Annotated in this window: 16 protein-coding genes and 2 tRNA genes; 12 read left to right on the top strand and 6 right to left on the bottom strand. The window is 34.7% G+C overall.

Annotation, left to right across the window (positions count from 1 at the left end; translation table 11 throughout):
- The first annotated feature begins 60 nt into the window (after positions 1–60).
- The gene (locus tag JK139_RS05095; protein ID WP_074418414.1) at positions 61–591 is read left to right on the top strand and encodes a phosphatase PAP2 family protein; all 531 of its coding nucleotides are present in this window, start codon (positions 61–63) and stop codon (positions 589–591) included.
- 2 nt (positions 592–593) lie between these two features.
- Positions 594–1,178, top strand: a complete 585-nt coding sequence (locus tag JK139_RS05090) for a phosphatase PAP2 family protein (RefSeq protein ID WP_074418413.1) — start codon at positions 594–596, stop codon at positions 1,176–1,178.
- A 107-nt stretch (positions 1,179–1,285) separates the two neighbouring features.
- Here JK139_RS05090 and JK139_RS05085 read toward each other — a convergent pair whose 3' ends face one another.
- Positions 1,286–2,452, bottom strand: coding sequence for a sensor histidine kinase (locus JK139_RS05085; protein ID WP_074418412.1), 1,167 nt, complete (start codon positions 2,450–2,452; stop codon positions 1,286–1,288).
- 151 nt (positions 2,453–2,603) lie between these two features.
- On the opposite strand from JK139_RS05085, the gene JK139_RS05080 reads away from it, so the two are divergent.
- The 5 genes from JK139_RS05080 to JK139_RS05060 all read left to right on the top strand — a co-directional run bounded on the left by JK139_RS05080 (position 2,604) and on the right by JK139_RS05060 (position 5,905).
- Positions 2,604–4,232 carry an ABC-F family ATP-binding cassette domain-containing protein gene (locus JK139_RS05080; RefSeq protein WP_074418411.1) on the top strand — a complete coding sequence of 543 codons (1,629 nt, stop codon included), beginning with the start codon at positions 2,604–2,606 and terminating at the stop codon, positions 4,230–4,232.
- Between the two features lie 116 nt (positions 4,233–4,348).
- Entirely contained in the window at positions 4,349–5,377 is a 1,029-nt protein-coding gene (locus tag JK139_RS05075) for a glycosyltransferase (protein WP_228733125.1), read from the top strand.
- A gap of 41 nt (positions 5,378–5,418) precedes the next feature.
- Positions 5,419–5,622 carry a hypothetical protein gene (locus JK139_RS05070; protein WP_074418409.1) on the top strand — a complete coding sequence of 68 codons (204 nt, stop codon included), beginning with the start codon at positions 5,419–5,421 and terminating at the stop codon, positions 5,620–5,622.
- 80 nt (positions 5,623–5,702) lie between these two features.
- A tRNA-Gly gene (locus JK139_RS05065) sits at positions 5,703–5,775 on the top strand.
- Between the two features lie 44 nt (positions 5,776–5,819).
- Positions 5,820–5,905 (top strand) — tRNA-Leu (locus tag JK139_RS05060).
- 60 nt (positions 5,906–5,965) lie between these two features.
- Here the strand turns inward: JK139_RS05060 and JK139_RS05055 are convergent.
- Positions 5,966–6,796: a hypothetical protein gene (locus JK139_RS05055; protein WP_141676805.1), complete on the bottom strand. Its 831-nt coding sequence runs from the start codon at positions 6,794–6,796 to the stop codon at positions 5,966–5,968.
- A 171-nt stretch (positions 6,797–6,967) separates the two neighbouring features.
- On the opposite strand from JK139_RS05055, the gene mazG reads away from it, so the two are divergent.
- Both mazG and JK139_RS05045 read left to right on the top strand, forming a co-directional pair.
- Entirely contained in the window at positions 6,968–7,747 is a 780-nt protein-coding gene (mazG, locus tag JK139_RS05050) for a nucleoside triphosphate pyrophosphohydrolase (RefSeq protein ID WP_074418416.1), read from the top strand.
- The gene (locus tag JK139_RS05045) at positions 7,744–11,505 is read left to right on the top strand and encodes a sensor histidine kinase (protein ID WP_074419481.1); all 3,762 of its coding nucleotides are present in this window, start codon (positions 7,744–7,746) and stop codon (positions 11,503–11,505) included. Before mazG ends, JK139_RS05045 begins: the two co-directional genes overlap by 4 nt.
- On the opposite strand, the gene JK139_RS05040 is transcribed toward JK139_RS05045, so the two are convergent.
- The 4 genes from JK139_RS05040 to rplU all read right to left on the bottom strand — a co-directional run bounded on the left by JK139_RS05040 (position 11,502) and on the right by rplU (position 14,156).
- A complete protein-coding gene (locus tag JK139_RS05040; protein WP_218330692.1) occupies positions 11,502–13,184 on the bottom strand; it encodes a DNA polymerase/3'-5' exonuclease PolX in 1,683 nt (560 codons plus the stop codon). The genes JK139_RS05045 and JK139_RS05040 overlap by 4 nt on opposite strands.
- A 90-nt stretch (positions 13,185–13,274) precedes the next feature.
- Complete coding sequence (locus tag JK139_RS05035) at positions 13,275–13,451, bottom strand: hypothetical protein (RefSeq protein ID WP_218330691.1); 177 nt, start codon at positions 13,449–13,451, stop codon at positions 13,275–13,277.
- A gap of 68 nt (positions 13,452–13,519) precedes the next feature.
- Positions 13,520–13,786 carry a 50S ribosomal protein L27 gene (gene rpmA / locus JK139_RS05030; RefSeq protein ID WP_074419483.1) on the bottom strand — a complete coding sequence of 89 codons (267 nt, stop codon included), beginning with the start codon at positions 13,784–13,786 and terminating at the stop codon, positions 13,520–13,522.
- A 64-nt stretch (positions 13,787–13,850) separates the two neighbouring features.
- Positions 13,851–14,156 carry a 50S ribosomal protein L21 gene (gene rplU, locus JK139_RS05025; protein WP_074419484.1) on the bottom strand — a complete coding sequence of 102 codons (306 nt, stop codon included), beginning with the start codon at positions 14,154–14,156 and terminating at the stop codon, positions 13,851–13,853.
- Between the two features lie 174 nt (positions 14,157–14,330).
- Here rplU and JK139_RS05020 point away from each other — a divergent pair, with 174 nt between their 5' ends.
- From JK139_RS05020 to rseP, 3 genes are all read left to right on the top strand, one after another.
- Positions 14,331–15,824: a GH3 auxin-responsive promoter family protein gene (locus JK139_RS05020; RefSeq protein WP_218330690.1), complete on the top strand. Its 1,494-nt coding sequence runs from the start codon at positions 14,331–14,333 to the stop codon at positions 15,822–15,824.
- Between the two features lie 124 nt (positions 15,825–15,948).
- Positions 15,949–17,109 carry a 1-deoxy-D-xylulose-5-phosphate reductoisomerase gene (locus JK139_RS05015; protein ID WP_074420866.1) on the top strand — a complete coding sequence of 387 codons (1,161 nt, stop codon included), beginning with the start codon at positions 15,949–15,951 and terminating at the stop codon, positions 17,107–17,109.
- A gap of 92 nt (positions 17,110–17,201) precedes the next feature.
- On the top strand, positions 17,202–18,569 hold the full coding sequence (gene rseP, locus JK139_RS05010; RefSeq protein WP_218330689.1) for an RIP metalloprotease RseP: 1,368 nt from the start codon (positions 17,202–17,204) through the stop codon (positions 18,567–18,569).
- Positions 18,570–18,630 lie beyond the last annotated feature (61 nt).

The raw sequence follows: 18,630 nt of genomic DNA, 5'->3' as shown, positions 1-18,630 counted from the left end.
AAATAAGTATTTTTCCGGCTTTTATTAAGGTGCAACTTTACACATCCGGCAATTTTTTATATGGATATTGAATTATTAAACTGGCTCAACCACCATCGTATTGTATGGCTTGATCCTATCATACATTTTATTACGAACACTGCTTATGTATTTGCAATAGCAGTTCCTGTTATTATGCTGATTGTTGGCTATTGGCAAAAAAATAAATTCATTCAATTCAGAGCGTGGTTTATTTTGTTTGCAATGTTGCTGGCTGAAATTGTTTCCACTATTTTAAAATTTTCCATTAACCGAACCAGGCCTTTTAAAGTGTATCCTTTTATTGAAAAGTTAACGGCCGGAGGAAGCCCATCTTTTCCCTCAGGCCATACAACCGATGCTTTTGTAATTTGTGTCAGTATTATTGTGGTGTATCATAAATGGCAATACACCATTCCTGTTTTAATTTGGGCAATGTTGGTGGGTTATTCCAGAATGGCACTGGGTGTACATTATCCTACCGATGTTTTAGGTGGCATTATAATTGGTGCTGCTGCTCCGCTTGTTTTAAAATATGCGGTACCTCGTTACAAAGCGCAATTTAAATATTAGTTATGTTAGAATATTTGGAACAATTAGACCGAAAAATATTGTTATTTGTAAATGGACACCATAATGCTTTTTTTGATGGGTTTATGTACTGGTGTAGCGGGCAATACTCCTGGTTACCATTTTATGTATTGCTATTGTTACTCATCATTTCAAAATTGAAGAAAAAGGCCATACCTTTTGTATTACTAGTGGCAGTATTGCTCACTATCAGCGATCAAATGGCATCTTCTGTTTTCAAACCCATATTTCACCGTTTCAGGCCCAGCCATGAACCGGGATTAGAAAATTTGTTGCATTATGTAAATAATTACAGAGGTGGTATGTATGGTTTTGTTTCCTCACATGCAGCCAATACATTTTCACTGGCTTTTTATTTTTTCTTTTCAATAAAAAAACAAATGCCCAAACTTACACTCATCCTGTTTTTATGGGCTGCATTGGTATCGTACAGCCGGATATATTTAGGTGTACACTATCCCAGCGATGTGGTAGTTCCCATATTCATAGCCGTAGCCAATGGTTTTATTATTTCCCGATTGTATTTATGGATTGAAAAACGTTATTTTACAACCACACCAATGGTTTAATTCAATAGAAATTAACCCCTGCAATTTCTGAAATTTATACCGGTACTTGTGGTATATTCAGAATAGAAACAAATAATAAATTATAAAGCTTTTCAGCCAAATAAGCATCAGATGATACAGGTACCGGTGTGTTTGGGCAAAACAATACGAAAAGTGGTGCCTTTACCCGGCTGACTGTTTAAAACAAAAATTTTGCCCTGATGGTATTGTTCAATAATTCGTTTGGTTAGGGTTAAACCAAGTCCCCATCCTCTTTTTTTGGTAGTAAATCCAGGCTTAAAAACAGCAGGCAAATTTTTTCTGCTAATACCTTTTCCGGTATCACTCACGTCAATCAAAACCTGTTCATGTGCTGTTTTTAATTGAATGGTAATTTTTCCTTTTCCTTCCATAGCATCTAATGCATTTTTTAGCAGGTTTTCAATTGCCCAATCAAATAAAGCAGGCGATATATGGGTGATTGCAGGCGCTTCAGATATAATCATTTCAAATTGTATTTGTTTGCCAGAGCGTTTTTTGATATAATCAACCATCTGCTCAATTTTCAACACTAAATCGGTCGGTTCTAATGCCGGTATGCTGCCAATTTTTCCAAAGCGGTCTGTAATTAAAAGCAGCCTGTTCGCATCTTTATCAATTTCGTTCACTATTTTATCTGTGCCGGGTATTTCTTTCAGCATTTCAATCCAGCCTTGCAAACTGCTTACCGGCGTACCCAATTGGTGTGCAGTTTCTTTGGCCATGCCAATCCATAACTGATTTTGGTTGTTCTGATAGGCCGTTCTTTGCGCTACAATTAAAAATATAAGGAACAATCCCACAATCATCAATTGTACAATGGGGTAATATCTTACCTCGTTCAATAAATGCGATTCGCCATAATAAACAATATTTTTTTGTGTGGAATCTAACGGGTTTTTCCATTCAATAGGTGTATGCAATGCTTTAAATGTATTGATTTTTTTGTGCAAATAAGCCGGATTTTTGAGTTGAATGGAATCTAAATTTCTACTATCCAATAAAACGCCTTTTTCTGTAACAACAATAATGGGAATATCCTGACTGTTTTCGGCTAATATCCGGCTACTTAAATTGGTGTCCGTTATAAGGTTAGAAGCATTGCTTTTAACCGCTTCGGCCCATTGCTCAATTTTAATTTGCTCTTCCTGTTTAATTTTATTGGCTAAGTAATTGGAATAGAAAATAGTGCCACTAATAATAAAAAGGGCAATAAGGGCAATGAGTGATTTCCAGTTTAGCCAGTATTGAATCATAAAGCAAATACGTATTAAAAATAGGCAAAATAAGCATATTTGTAATTTGCCTGCATAGCGTTGTTTTTCCGGTAATAACGCGTCAAACAACCTAAATTAACGAATTAACGGCTTAACCCTTAGTTTTGCAGCCTGTAAAACCCTAAAAAGAATGATTAGTGTTAGAAACATTACACTGGCTTATGGTAAGCGTGTTTTATTTGATGAAGTAAATGTAAATTTTGTTAAAGGAAATTGTTATGGTGTAATTGGCGCAAATGGCGCAGGAAAATCAACTTTTCTTAAAATTTTAAGTGGTGAAATAGAACCGAATAAGGGAACCGTTGATATTACTCCGGGTGAGCGGATGGCTGTTTTAAATCAGAATCAATTTGCTTTTGATGATTATACGGTTCTTGAAACCGTGTTAATGGGGTACAAACGTTTGTGGGATGTGATGCATGAACGGGATGCCCTTTATGCAAAAGAGGATTTTACGGAAGAAGATGGCATGAAGGCCGGTGAATTGGAAGCCGAATTTGGTGAAATGGGTGGTTATGAGGCCGAAAGCAATGCAGGAAGCCTTTTAAGTAGCCTTGGTGTTAGTGAAAATATACACCAAAGTTTAATGAAAGATATTCCAGGTACTTATAAATTACGGGTTTTACTGGCACAGGCACTATTTGGTAACCCGGATATTTTGTTATTAGATGAGCCTACCAACGGGTTAGATATTGAAACAATTGGCTGGTTGGAAAATTTTTTAGCTGATTATGAAAATATTGTTTTGGTTGTTAGTCACGACCGGCACTTTTTAGATGCAGTTTGTACCCATGTAGCTGATGTTGACCGCGCTAAAATTAAAGTATTTACCGGTAATTACACTTTCTGGTACGAATCCTCTCAGTTAATGCTTCGCCAGATGAGTGATAAGAATAAAAAAGTGGAAGAAAAACGTGCTGCCTTACTTGATTTTATTGCCCGCTTTTCGGCCAATGCCAGTAAAAGTAAACAGGCTACTGCACGAAAAAAAGCATTAGAAAAATTAACTATTGAAGAAATTGAACCTTCCAACCGTAAATATCCCGGCATTATTTTTCAGCCCTTACGCGAGGTGGGTAATCAAATATTAAATGTTGAAAACCTTTCTGCGAAAATTGATGGCAACCTGCTTTTTTCAAAAGTGAATTTTACGGTAAACAAAGGAGATAAAATTGCTTTTTTTAGCAGAAATCCAATGGCTGTAACCCGTTTCTTTGAGATTATTAATGACCATTTAAAACCGGAAACAGGCAAATATGAGTGGGGTACCACCATAACCAAAGCTTATCTTCCATTAGAAAATAGTGAATTTTTTGAAGACGGGCTTACATTAATGGATTGGTTGCGCCAATTTGTACCGCCGCATGTTACCGATGCGGATGAGCCTTTTTTAAGAGGATTTTTAGGAAAAATGCTATTCAGCGGGGATGATATTATGAAGAAAACGAATGTTTTAAGTGGTGGTGAAAAAGTGAGGTGTATGATTAGTAGAATGATGTTGCAAAATCCGAATCTCATCATTTTAGATCAGCCTACCAATCATCTTGATTTGGAAAGTATTCAGAGCTTTAATGAAGGTTGTCAGAATTTTTCGGGAATTGTATTCATTACATCGCACGACCACACTTTTATGCAAACTGTTGCTAACAGAGTAATTGAGTTAACACCCAATGGTATTATTGACCGCCTTACCACATTTGATGATTATATGGAAGATGCACGTATTCACGATCTAAGGGAACAATTGTATAAATTGTAAAATGAACTGTATGCATGAAAAATGGCAGGAACTGCGCATTGCTATTGTTACAGGTACTTTTGCAGAAAATGTTTAGGATGTTATAAAACTCGTCTTATTTTCGTAAAATGAATGGTTTGGAAAATTTTCCAACAGTAGCAGTAGTAATTCTCAATTATAATGGTGCACATTATTTGCAGCAGTTCCTGCCTTCTGTATTGGCTTCTACCTATCCCAACAAAAGGATTATTGTTGCCGATAATGCTTCTACAGATCATTCTATCTCAATTGTACAAGCAAATTTTCCGCAGGTTGAAATTTTGATGAATCAACAAAACGATGGTTTTGCGGGAGGTTACAACTGGGCTTTACGCCAAATTGATGCTGCATATTATATTTTATTAAACTCAGATGTATCGGTTACACCGCAATGGATTGAACCGGTTATTGCATTAATGGAAGCAGATGATACGATTGCAGCCTGCCAGCCCAAACTGTTATCTTATTATGCACCAGAACAATTTGAATATGCAGGTGCTTGTGGTGGATGGATGGATGCTTTAGGATATCCATTTGCAAGGGGTAGGGTTTTTGATAATATGGAAATCGATGCCGGTCAATACAACACCGTTACACCTATATTCTGGGCAAGTGGTGCTGCATTGTTTATTAAAAGCAAAGTGTTTCATGCTTTTAATGGTTTTACCGACTCGTTTTTTGCACATCAGGAAGAAATTGAATTATGTTGGCGCATACAACTGGCAGGGTATAAAATTTTTGCATGCCCGGAAAGTGTAGTATATCATGTTGGGGCAGGTACTTTGCAAAAGGGTGGGAGAAAAATTTATTTAAACTTTCGCAATAATTTAATGATGTTGGTAATGCATTTACCACCAAAAGAAAAATACTGGAAATTAACACTCCGCTTTTTTTTAGATGCATTATCTGCATGGAAAAGTTTGCTGAATGGCAATACTGCATTTTTTACTGCTGTTGCTCAGGCTCATTGGTATGTACTTAGGCATTTACATAACATAAAAGCACAAAATCAATTAAAAAAACCATTGAAGTCATTGCAAGGTGTATATTCGGGCAGTATAGTATGGCATTATTTTTTTAAACACAAAAAAACCTTTGCAGAAATTGTTGAAAAGAAGCGCTCATAATTTAATCAGGTACCTTATTTTTGCACAGCAATTGAAACACTATGTTACAAGAAATGAATGAAAACGCCAAGAAAGATGTTACCCGCAACTGGGTAAGTACTTCCAGATTTTTATTTTACCTGCAGGTATTTTGTATTGTAGCCTTCTTTTTAGGAGGTTGTTATAAATTGTACCAAAAACGTTACAAGGGTAAACCGGATGTAGAAATTCAGGGTAGCACAAAATATACACCCGAATACAAATAATTTTTACAAAAAAATTTTGTTGGGAACATTAGATACCTAAATTTGCACTCCCAATAAATTAGTTCTTACAAAAATAAAAAGCGGAAGTAGCTCATTTGGTAGAGCACAACCTTGCCAAGGTTGGGGTGGCCGGTTCGAGCCCGGTCTTCCGCTCTGAAAAATATTCCATCGTTTTTTGGATGGAATTTTTTTTGGAAGCCCTGGTGGTGGAACTGGTAGACACGCAGGACTTAAAATCCTGTGGTCAGCAACGGCCGTGCGGGTTCAAGTCCCGCCTGGGGCACAAGAAAGTCGGTGATAATTTCTATCCCGACTTTTTTTATTGCTGCAATGCTTCTAAAATTTATTGGTGATACACGTATTTAAATCGCGCTACCAATTGGTTTTCTTTGTTTCTGCAAATATCCTCTTCTTTTAAACCTGCACTATTGTAACTGTAATTCCATACCAAATAACTATTATTGTTTGGAGAAATCTGTGTCATACTGCTTAACTGTCGCATTGAATTGTATTCAAACAAATAATCCGGTAATAATTTTCTGGCATTTCTGTTAAAACGAACAATATCTGTCAGCAAGTGCATATCGTTATAATAGTAATAATATGTTTCTATTAATCTTCCCATTCTAATCCATTTTTCCTCTGCTACATTGCCATGCTCATCATACGTAAAATGAACAAAAGTAGTATCTAAATTATTTTTAATTTTAATCATATCTGCCGGTGCACCACCAGATAAATAATGCCAGATATGTTTTTCTGTATTTTGGTAATGATAGATACTGTCTTTTGTAACAGATAGAATTTCGGTTATATTATTTTTTGCATCATAAGTATAGTTGGTAGTTGTTTCAATGTGGTTGGTACGTTCAATCGTATTGTTCACCAAATTGTTTTTATAATAGGTGATAAGCGTAGATTTTTCTCCGGTAGCATTTTGTGTACTGAGTATCATTTTAGTCCAATTATTTGTAAATAATTGTTGTAAAGCAAACCCTTTGGCCGGCTCATTATTTTCATCAAAGCTTTGTACATCTATACTTTTAATTTTTTGGTTTTTGATGTGTATATAGTTTTGGATACTTTGTTTGGCAGCTATAATATCGTTATAATAATATTGTGCATGTGCCCACTGGCAGCTCATGAATAGTATAATCAAACTGAAGTAATGCATGAATGTTTTTATATCAAATGTATATCTATATTATACAAACTCAAAAAAATGCAAAACTATGCACGCTTATAACCAATTTGTTGTGTACTTTTAATGAACCGTAAACATGCTCCTGTGTACTTGTTTGATATAGTTTTTTAGTGCGGTATGCTTGATAATAAAAACAAATTTATGGCAGATAATGTTGATTTACAAAGATTGGTAACCATCATGGATGAACTGCGAGAAAAATGTCCATGGGATAAAAAACAAACACTTCAATCTTTAAAACCAATGACCATTGAAGAAACCTATGAATTGGCAGATGCAATAGATACCGGCGATTGGGAGTCTATCAAAGAAGAATTGGGCGATCTTCTGTTGCATATTGTTTTTTATTCAAAAATTGCAAGTGAAATAAATGCATTTAGTATGCAGGATGTAATTGAAAAGATTTGTGAAAAACTAATACATCGCCATCCGCATGTTTATGGCAATATTGTTGCCAAAAATGCTGAAGATGTGAAAAAAAATTGGGAACAAATTAAATTACAGGAAGGTAAAACAAGTGTACTTTCTGGTATTCCGGCAGCTATGCCCGCATTAATAAAAGCTACCCGAATACAGGAAAAAGTAAAGCAGGTAGGGTTTGATTGGCAGCAGAAAGAGGAGGTTTGGGATAAGGTAACAGACGAAACCAATGAATTGCTAGAGGCTGTAGCTTTAAATGATGCAAAGCATATTGAAGAAGAATTTGGAGATGTATTATTTAGTCTGGTAAATTTTGCACGATTTTTGAACGTTGATCCGGAAACAGCACTGGAAAAAACCAATAAAAAATTTATACGAAGATTTAAGGGTATGGAAAAAATTGCAACTGAACAAGGGCAAAATCTTGCTGATTTAAGTCTGGCTGAAATGGATGTGCTGTGGAATCAGGTTAAAGCGCAAATTAAAAATGAACCATCTTGATTAAGATAATTAAACATGCAGCATACCGGCATGGCTATTTGATGATTATAGCTGCATGGTTGTTTACCTTTTCATTTATATTATCTAATTATTTTACCTATTATACTTCTCCGGTAAAAGTTCAAACAAAAATTCAACAATATTTATCGCATAGGGAAAATTCATTTATACAATTATCTTCTGATAAAGTATTATTAAGTGGATTATTGAGTGATAGTGTTTTATTGCCCTCTGAATCTAAACCACTGAACCAAAATTTTGGTTTTTTTATCTACACGTTTAATGATTTAAACCATGCTATTTTAAGCTATTGGAATACCAACCAATACTATGTAGATGATGCAGATTTGTATCATCCAAATACCATTCATTTTGTAAACTATCAAAACGGTTATTTTGAATTAATTAAGAAATACATTTTTTTAGGAGGCAAAAAAATAATGGTGGTTGGTTTAATTCCAATATACCATGCCTATTTTATACAGAACAAATATTTACAACCTGATTTTGATGGTTTTCAAGGTTTGGGAAAATTATATGAAATCACTAGTGTGCAGGATGGATATCCCATTTACGGTTTAAATGGAACAGCACTTTGCGGCATTCAGCTTCAATCAGGCAAAACGTTTTCTCCCTATAATACCACCACCATCATTCTAAGAACCCTGAGTATTATACTACTATTATTTTTTTTAAATGCCATTGCTATTGAATTGGCCGGGCATGAAAAGGCTTTACAGGGTTTTGTTATTTTATCGGTATCTGTTATCACACTGCGTATACTCAGTTACTATTTTCCTTTTCCTTTTGATTTTTCTCAACTGCCGCTTTTTGATCCGGCTATCTATGCATCCAATGCCATCCATCCCTCATTAGGCGATTTATTAATTAATGTAGTGATATTATTCTGGCTGATTAATTTTTACAAGAACAATTTGCACCTACAGTTAAAACTTCATTTTTCTGAAACTGTTATGACCATAGTTGCATATGTGCAAATCATTATTCTGGGTGCCATTTGCTTTCTGTTTGCAGGTATTATTAAAAGTCTGGTACTTGATTCTAAAATTTCATTTGATGTAGCAAACTTCTTTAGTCTGGATATATATACCGTAGTTAGTTTTGCCATTTTATGTTTACTTACGCTTTCATTTTTTTCTGTTGCTCAATTATTATTAGGAAGGGTGTATTCCAGAAAAATTCCACTGAATATTCAATTGTTTATTATAGCAGTAGAGGGTTTATTATATGCAAGTATAAAAATTGGGGGATCATCTACCATTACCAATATTGCAGTATTAGCCTGGTTATTGGTTTTTTTTATTATTTTCTACTACCGGCAACATGATATTGACAGACCATTGTATCACACTACATTCTTTATTTTTTGGGTAATGTTTTTTGCTGCATCTGTTGCAGCTATGGTCATGTATCAAAATAAACTGGTTGAAATAGAGCAAAGAAAACGTATTGCAGAAAAATTAGCATCGCAGGCCGATCCATCCGGAGAAAATTTGTTGAATATTGCCATGACCAATTTTGATGACCGGTTTTTATTACAAAATTTTGATCGGTTAGATTCTGATTTTACCAATAAGTATTTAAAAGATAGTCTTATCAGTAGTAATTTCTCTGGCTATTTAAATAAATATGAAACACACATCTATACTTTCGATAGTTTATTCCAACCATTGTATAATGATGATTCAACCAATTATGCAACCATCCGCACCATTGTATTGCGCAGGGCAAAATCTACTTCTATTCCGGGTTTGTATACTTACACTACAAATGGCAATCGGTTAGGCTATCTTTTTGAAAAAGATATTAAATCATCTGAAAATAATGTGCTTGGTTATTTCTTCGTAATTGTGATTCCCAAAAAATTTGCCAGTGAAGCATTATATCCGGAATTGTTTACACAAATAAATTATTTTTCTAATGAATTAAATGGGAATTATGCCTATGCAGTGTACAACAATGGAAAAATAGTGAGTAGTTATAATGATTACAGTTTTCCTATACAGGTCAATAAACAAATGAGTAGTTTGGCGCAGTTTAATGTAATCAATAAAAATGGTTATAATGAATTATGGTATAATGCCGAAAATGGCAGGCAGGTACTCATTGTTCGGAAAAACGAATGGATATTAGAATCACTCACACTATTTGCCTACCTGTTTTGTTCATTTTTATTATTAATATTTTTATTAAATACCGTTCAGTTTCTGTTGTTAAAAAGGTTTAGCTGGAAGGAAATTAAAACATCATTTGTTTTCGATATTCGTTCTCAAATCAACCTTACCATTATTTCTATTAGCCTGTTTTCATTCATTGTAATAGGTGCTGCCACCATTTCATTTTTTATAAACCGTTTTAATAAAAATAAAGAGGATAAACTGTTTAAATCGGTACAGCTCATCGGTACTGAAATTCAAAATAAAATAAATGCTGAAATGGTGTTTGATGATGGTGTGGGAGTGAATGATTTTACTACCGGTGGTGTGCGTGAAAAAAAGATTATTGACATTGCAGAAATGCATAATGTAGATATAAATTATTATGATGCTGCAGGAAATTTAAAAGCATCTACACAACCTTACATATACAACAAGCATTTATTAAACAGCAAAATGAATCCACTTGCTTATTATGAATTGCATCATCTAAAAAAATCTCGATTTGAACAAGATGAGCATATTGGCACCCTCAATTTTTTAAGTGTGTATACTCCCATTATTGATGAACAGGGTAATACCTATGCTTATTTAAATATACCATACTTAAATTCACAAGCTGAATTGAAGCAGGAAATCTCTGGTTTTTTAGCTACACTGATTAATTTGAATGCATTTATATTTTTAGTAGCCGGAGCCATTGCATTTTTAATTACGAATAGAATAACTGCATCTTTTTCATTGATTGCTGATAAAATGAAGGCTATATCGCTTGGGAAAAAGAATGAAGAGATAACCTGGAAAAAGCAGGATGAATTAGGCGTTTTAATTCAGGAATATAACAGAATGGTGCACCAGTTAGAGGAAAGTGCCGATGCATTGGCTAAGAGTGAACGGGAGGGAGCATGGCGTGAAATGGCAAGGCAGGTTGCACATGAAATCAAAAATCCTTTAACTCCCATGAAACTAAGTATTCAGTTTTTGCAAAATGCCATTAGCGATAAACAACACGATCCGGAGCAACTGAATAGTTTAACCAATCGGGTTACGCAAACTTTGATTGAACAAATTGATCAGTTATCTAAAATTGCCGGCGATTTCTCACAATTTGCAAATATTGGTAATGTACAATTAGAAAAATTTGATGTTTCAGATGTGTTGCGCAGTTTGGTGCAATTACATAGTGCAGACAATTATGTAAAAATTTCATGGAAAAAAGAAATGGGTAATTATGGGTTGTATGCCGATAAAACGCAAATACAACGATTGTTTACTAACCTTATCAAAAACGCATTTGAAGCAGTAGAAGGTGTCTCCACCCCAACGGTGCACGTGTATCAGGCAAATGTTGCCAACCATATTTTAATTTCTGTAACCGATAATGGTTCCGGAATTCCTGATGAATTCATCGGGAAAATATTTTCCCCAAATTTTACTACAAAATCATCTGGTACAGGTTTAGGTTTGGCTATTTGCCGTGGTATTGTAGAAAAAGCAAATGGTAAAATTTGGTTTGTAACCAAACAAGGCATTGGTACTACGTTTTATGTTCAAATTCCTATTCATGCAGCAACAGATTAGCCATTTCTTTTTTTGTGTTGTTGTGCAATAAAGCTTTCAAACTGTGCTAAAGAAAAACTACTTAGATTCTGTGTATGAGTTAATCCGGCTTTTTGTGCAACCAATACCCCATATCTACAATCATCAAAACCTTCAATAGCATGCGCATCAGGATCAATTGATATCAAAACGTTTTTTTGCAACGCTGCATCTATGTACCTCCAGTCAATATCCAACCGTCTGGGGTGAGCATTTAATTCAATGGCTACCTGGTGCTTCGCACAGGCATCTATAATGGCAGTATGATTTATCGGATACCCTTTTCTGCTTAATAATAACCTGCCCGTTAAATGCCCTAAAATACTGGTGTATGGGTTTTCAATGGCCTTCAATAAACGGCTCATTGCTTTTTCTTCCGTCATTTTTAAATTAGAATGAATGGATGCAATTACAATATCAAAAAGTTGCAGAATGTCATCTGAATAATCCAATGATCCATCATTCAGGATATCGCTTTCAATACTTTTAAAAATTTTAAATGGTGCTAATGATTGATTTAAAACATCAATGGCTGCGTGTTGTGCCCGAACACGTTCTTCCTGTAATCCATTGGCATAAAATGCAGATTTTGAGTGGTCGCTAATTACCAAATATTCATACCCTTTTTCTTTGGCAGCAATGGCTATCTGCTCAATGGTATGTTGCCCATCACTCCAATTGCTATGGCTGTGTATAATACCTTTTATGTCATTGATCTGTATAGGTGTTGCAATTTTTGTGGTTTTATATTGTTGGATAATTTCCGGAAGTTCTCTTTGATAAACTGGTATTACTGCAATACCGGCTGCTTCAAATATTTTATTTTCATTTTCATAGTATTTGTCATCTTTCCATACAAATTGTTTTTCCCATTCCACTAAAAATTCATTACTGCAACTGGTAATAAAATAATGGTAGGTGAGTTTTTGCTTAGAAGTTAAATAAAAAATTAATTTTATATTTTCGGTTCCTTTAAACACTAATTTATCGGGTGTGTCAACCTCAATGGTATATTGGTTTGTTACAAAAAAATTTTTTAAGGCATCGGGTTTTGTTGTAGTAACCCATTCTGCGGCATCAATGGTTTCTAATTGCCGTTTGAAAGCGCCGGTTAATACAAATGAATCTTCTGGAAATACTTTGGTTAATTTTTGATGATAAGCCTGAATATAAGTTTCAACTTGTTGATACAAAAAATTACCCAGATTATTTAAATAATAATTGATGTTTTCTTTAATACTTTCCTGCGTTTTTGCGCCAAAGCCTTTTAATAAGGTTAGTCTGTTTTCGTTGCATGCATACAACAATTCACCAATAGTTTCTATTTCTAAATTTTTCCAGATACTGTTAATTTTTTTTGGTCCCAATCCTTTTATTTGCAGCATTTTAATAATGCCGGGCGGTGTTTTTTGAATATATTCCTCTAGAATTTGTAATGATCCGGTTGTTAATTGTTCCTGAATTTTATTCCCAATGGCTTCACCAATACCTTTAATATTGAATATTTTATTGGCAGGTAATTGAGAGAGTTGTTCGGGCAATTTTTCTATTACAAAAGCTGCATTGGCATACGATTTTGATTTGAAACTGTTTTCTCCATGTATGTCAATTAATTTAGAGAGCAAGGTAAAATTATCTGCTATGGCATAGTTGTCTAACATGAGCTGAGTAGTTAAAAATGAGTGATAAATGTAATAAAAAAAGTCCCGATAAATCGGGACTTGTTAGTTGTTACTTCTTTTACAAGAAGATTACTTCTTTTTTGCAGCGGCCTTTTTAGGAGCGGCTTTTTTTGCAGCGGCCTTTTTAGGAGCGGCTTTTTTTGCAACTGCTTTTTTAGGAGCGGCTTTTTTTGCAGCAGCTTTTTTAGGAGCGGCTTTTTTTGCAGCAGCTTTTTTAGGAGCAGCTTTTTTTACAGCTTTTGCCATAAGTTGAAATTTAATGGTTAGTTAATAACCTAAAATTAACAACTATTCTGGTATTGCAAAATTTTTTTTTATGCAGTAGCTTCTACAGGCAAAACTGAAATGATGGTTTTGTTATTTCTAGACTTTTTAAATGCAACAATTCCATCTGTTAATGCAAAGATGGTAAAGTCTTTTCCAACACCAACATTTTTTCCAGGATGGTAACTGGTACCGCGTTGACGTACGATGATGTTTCCTGCGATAGCAGGCTGGCCACCAAATATTTTTACCCCTAAGCGCTTACTGTTCGAGTCGCGACCATTTTTTACACTGCCTTCACCTTTTTTGTGTGCCATAACTTTTTTGATTTTGAAAATTAAAACGGTATCAGATTATGAAGTCTGAAATTGTTTTAACAATTTAAGCAATACTTTCAATTTTAATTTGAGTATAGTGGGTACGGTGACCATGCTTTTTACGAAAACCTTTTCTTCTTTTCATTTTAAAAGCAATAATCTTATCTCCCTGCACCAATTCATTTACAATTTCAGCTTTAACTACAGCATTCACTGCATTACCTACTGAAAGTGTGCCTGCATTATCTACCAGTAAAACGTCTTTAAATTCAACTTTATCACCGGTTTTGGCTGCTAAGCGGGGAACATACAAACTATCTCCTGCTTGTACTTTAAACTGTTGACCTGCGATTTTTACAACTGCTAACATAACTATCCAAAATTAGGACGGCAAAGGTAATGTTTCAATACCAAAAATTGCAAATTTTTTCAAAATAATTGTTCTTCAACCCTTATTTTCTGATAAAATTAATACCTTCTTTGATAGAAAGGTGTTGTATAATGCTATTTTTGTGCTTTTTATAGTAGATGCATACCCTCCATTATGAATTTAAAATCGTTATTAGCCCGTCCGTTTGCTTTTCATATTCATAAAACCATTCGTAAAAGTATGCTCAGTGCTGTGGCTGATCAGGAAGCCATTTTCAAAATGCTTTTAAAAGTGGGCAAAAACACCAAATTCGGTAAAGATCATCAAATGCAGGAAATTAATAGCTATGCTGAATTTGCTGAAAAAATTCCGATTCGGGATTATGAGCAGTTTAAACCCTACATCGAAAAAATAAAAGAAGGTACCCAAAATGTTTTGTGGAAAGGCAAACCTATTTATTTTGCAAAAACCAGTGGCACTACCTCGGGAATTAAATATATTCCCATTACCAAAGATTCTATTCCTAACCACATTAATACTGCCCGTAATGCTTTATTATATTACATGGCCGAAACCGGAAATTTTGATTTTGCAAAGGGAAAGATGATTTTTTTAAGTGGTTCGCCGGTTTTGGAAAGGGTAGGCGGTATTCCTACCGGCCGGCTAAGCGGTATTGTAAACCATCATGTACCCAGGTATTTAAGAGCCAATCAATTACCCAGCTTTGAAACCAACTGTATTGAAGATTGGGAAATGAAATTAGATAAAATAGTAGAAGAAACCCTGCATGAAAATATGACGCTCATTAGTGGAATTCCCCCATGGATGCAAATGTATTTTGACAGGCTTATTGAAAAAACAGGAAAACCAATTGCAGAAGTATTTCCAAACTTCAGCATTATGATTCAGGGTGGTGTAAATTTTGAGCCCTATAAGCAGAAATTGTATAATAGCATTGGTAAGCAAATTGATTGTTTGGAATTGTTTCCTGCCAGTGAAGGTTTTTTTGCTTTTCAGGATGACTCCAATGCACCGGGTTTATTACTAAATACCAATAGTGGTATTTTTTTTGAATTTGTTCCGGCCAATGAAATTTTCAATGAAAAGCCTACCCGGCTTACCCTTGCTGATGTAAAGATTGGTGAAAACTATGTTTTAATTATAAGCAGCAATGCTGGATTATGGGCTTATAATATTGGTGATACGGTTAAATTTGTCAGCACCAATCCATATAAAATTTTAGTAACCGGACGCATTAAACATTTTATCTCTGCTTTTGGGGAACACGTTATTGGGGAAGAGGTAGAATATGCTTTAATGAAAGCAGCCAATGAAGAAGGAATAAAAATTATTGAATTTACAGTTGCGCCCAACATTGCAAAAGAAAAAGGCAATAGTTTTCATGAATGGTATATTGAATTTGAAGAAACGCCGAAAGATATGGCGGCATTTGCCTTAAAAGTTGATAATAATTTACGCGCCAAAAATGTGTATTATGATGATTTAATTAGAGGAAATATTTTGCGTACATTAGAAATAAAGCCCTTACAAAAAAATGCATTTATTGATTATATGCGTTCTATTGGAAAACTGGGCGCACAGAATAAAGTGCCTCGTTTAAGTAATGATAGAAATATTGCCGATGCATTACAAGCCTTTGTAAAATAGAAAAACCATTTGCTAAACAACGGTATGCACCAAAATATAGATACACAAAATGCCTGTTAGTGCATATTTGTGGTAAATACCTTATTTTGTACTTCTTTGCGTACTTTTTTAATTCTAAAATTCAATGACAATAAAAAAAAGAATTGCTTTATTTGGCTCAACAGGCTCAATTGGTACACAGGCATTAGAAGTGATTGCAGCTAATCCTGATAAATTTTCTGTTGAAATATTAACTGCCCAAACCAACGATACATTATTGGTGCAACAGGCAATTCAGTTTAATCCAAATTGTGTAGTAATAGCTGATGAAAGAAAATATATTGCAGTGAAAGAGGCATTGGCACATACTCCAATAAAGGTTTTTGCAGGTGAAAAAGCTTTGGAAGAAGTAGCAGCAATGAATTGTTATGATATGATGTTGGCTGCTATTGTGGGTTATGCAGGATTAAAACCCACACTCACAGCCATTAAGCATCAAAAAGCCATTGCACTGGCTAATAAAGAAACATTGGTAGTAGCAGGAGACATCATCATGCAAAAAGCATTAGAAAATAAAGTGCCTGTTATTCCGGTTGATAGTGAACATTCAGCTATTTTTCAATGCCTTATTGGCGAAGGAAGAAATAAAACTGAAAAAGTGGTGCTTACTGCAAGTGGTGGCCCTTTTTTAGGGAAAAAACCAAATTTTTTGGTGAATGTAAAAAAAGAACATGCATTGCAGCATCCTAATTGGTCAATGGGTGCAAAAATCAGTATCGATTCTGCTACTTTAATGAATAAAGGTCTGGAAATGATTGAAGCAAAGTGGTTGTTTAATTTATCTGCTGATCAAATTCAGGTAGTGGTGCATCCGCAAAGTATTATTCATAGTATGGTGCAGTTTGAAGACGGGAGCATCAAAGCGCAGATGGGCCTACCCGATATGAAACTACCTATTCAATACGCATTGGCATTTCCGCAACGAATTCCCAATAATTTTCCCCGTTTTGATTTTAAAAAAGCAGCAACACTTCAATTTGAAGAGCCTGATTTACGCACCTTCCGCAATTTGGTATTGGCAACGGAAGCACTATTTAAAGGCGGTAATCTTCCCTGTGTAATGAATGCAGCCAATGAAATTGCAGTATATGCTTTTTTAAGAAACAGGATTGGATTTTTGGATATTACTGAAATGATTGAGCAAACCATGAATAAAATTACCTTCATTGCTCAGCCCACCTTGGACGAATACTTTGACAGTGATGCCGAAGCGCGTAATTTTGCAGCTTCTTTAATTCAGATGTAACGGAACTTATATAAAAATAGGTTCAAATAATCAACTGAATGGCAATCATTTTGTTGTATAAAAATTAAAAGTCAACTAAATATTAAAATTGAATGAGTCTTTTAGTAATTGATTGGAGTGTAGTGGGAATTAAAGCAGGACAATTTATCCTGTCATTTTCTATCCTTGTTATTTTGCATGAGTTGGGGCATTTTTTACCTGCAAGATGGTTTAAATGCAGGGTTGAAAAATTTTTCCTTTTTTTTAATCCCTGGTTTAGTTTATGGAAGAAGAAAATAGGTGAAACGGAATATGGTATTGGTTGGGTTCCTTTTGGCGGCTATGTAAAAATTGCCGGAATGATTGATGAGAGTATGGATAAAGAGCAAATGAAAAAACCACCTGAGCCTTATGAATTTCGTGCAAAGCCCGCCTGGCAACGGCTAATTATTATGTTGGGTGGGGTAACAGTGAATATTTTATTGGCCATTGTTATTTTTGTTGGTATTATGTATACCTGGGGCGAAAAATATATACCTGCACAGAATTTAAAATATGGGGTGTATGTAGATAGTCTTGGGAAAAAAATTGGAATGCAGGATGGCGATAAAATAGTGGCAGTAGCAGGTAAACCTGTTGAAAAAATTGGAACGGTAGGTTCATTAATTATTCTAAACCAGGCTACAAATATTACCATTGAAAGAAATGGAAAAGATACCATTTTAAATGTACCTCCCGGATTTATTGAACAGTTAAATAAAAATAAGCTGGGTGGGTTTACCTATGTTCGTATTCCATTAATCGTAGATACCGTGCTTCCCGGAACACAAATAAACAGTGATGCTGCTATACATAAAGGCGACAGGGTTATTGCCATTAATCAAATACCTGTTTCGTATAACAACCAGGCATTTGATGTTTTGAAAGATTTAAAAAATAAAAATTCCATTCAGTATACCCTGATTCAAAACAATACTGATACCATTCAGGCTACTGTTGTAAATAATACCAATCCTAAAATCAAATCCGGTATTGGCTTTCAGACACCTGACGAAGTATTGGGTACCGTGCAAATTAAATATTCTTTTTTACAGGCCATTCCGGTTGGTATTGAAAAATGCTACAGTACGCTCATTAATTATATTAGCAATCTTAAATTATTGTTCACTTCTAAAGAAGTAAAAGTAAACGATTCTTTAGGAAGTGTAATAAGTATTGGTGGTATATTCCCTGGTGTGTGGGACTGGCAGTCATTTTGGACCTTAACTGCCATTTTTTCAATTATCCTGGCATTTATGAACGTGTTACCCATACCAGCTTTAGATGGCGGCCATGCCTTGTTTACATTGGTAGAAATGATTACAGGAAGAAAGCCGGGCGATAAGTTTATGGAGTATGCGCAGATGGTTGGCATGATTTTGTTGTTAAGTTTAATGGCTTATGCACTTGGCTTGGATTTTTTACGAATTTTTAGTCATTAAAATTTTAAATAGCAGGTGTTTACAGAATAAAGTACCTTTGTATAAGAAATTGAATAAGTTC

The organism is Hydrotalea lipotrueae, assembly GCF_019249625.1.
Lineage (GTDB): Bacteria > Bacteroidota > Bacteroidia > Chitinophagales > Chitinophagaceae > Hydrotalea > Hydrotalea flava.
Note: the sequence above shows the minus strand (reverse complement) of the source record. Positions and strands in the feature narration are given on the sequence as shown.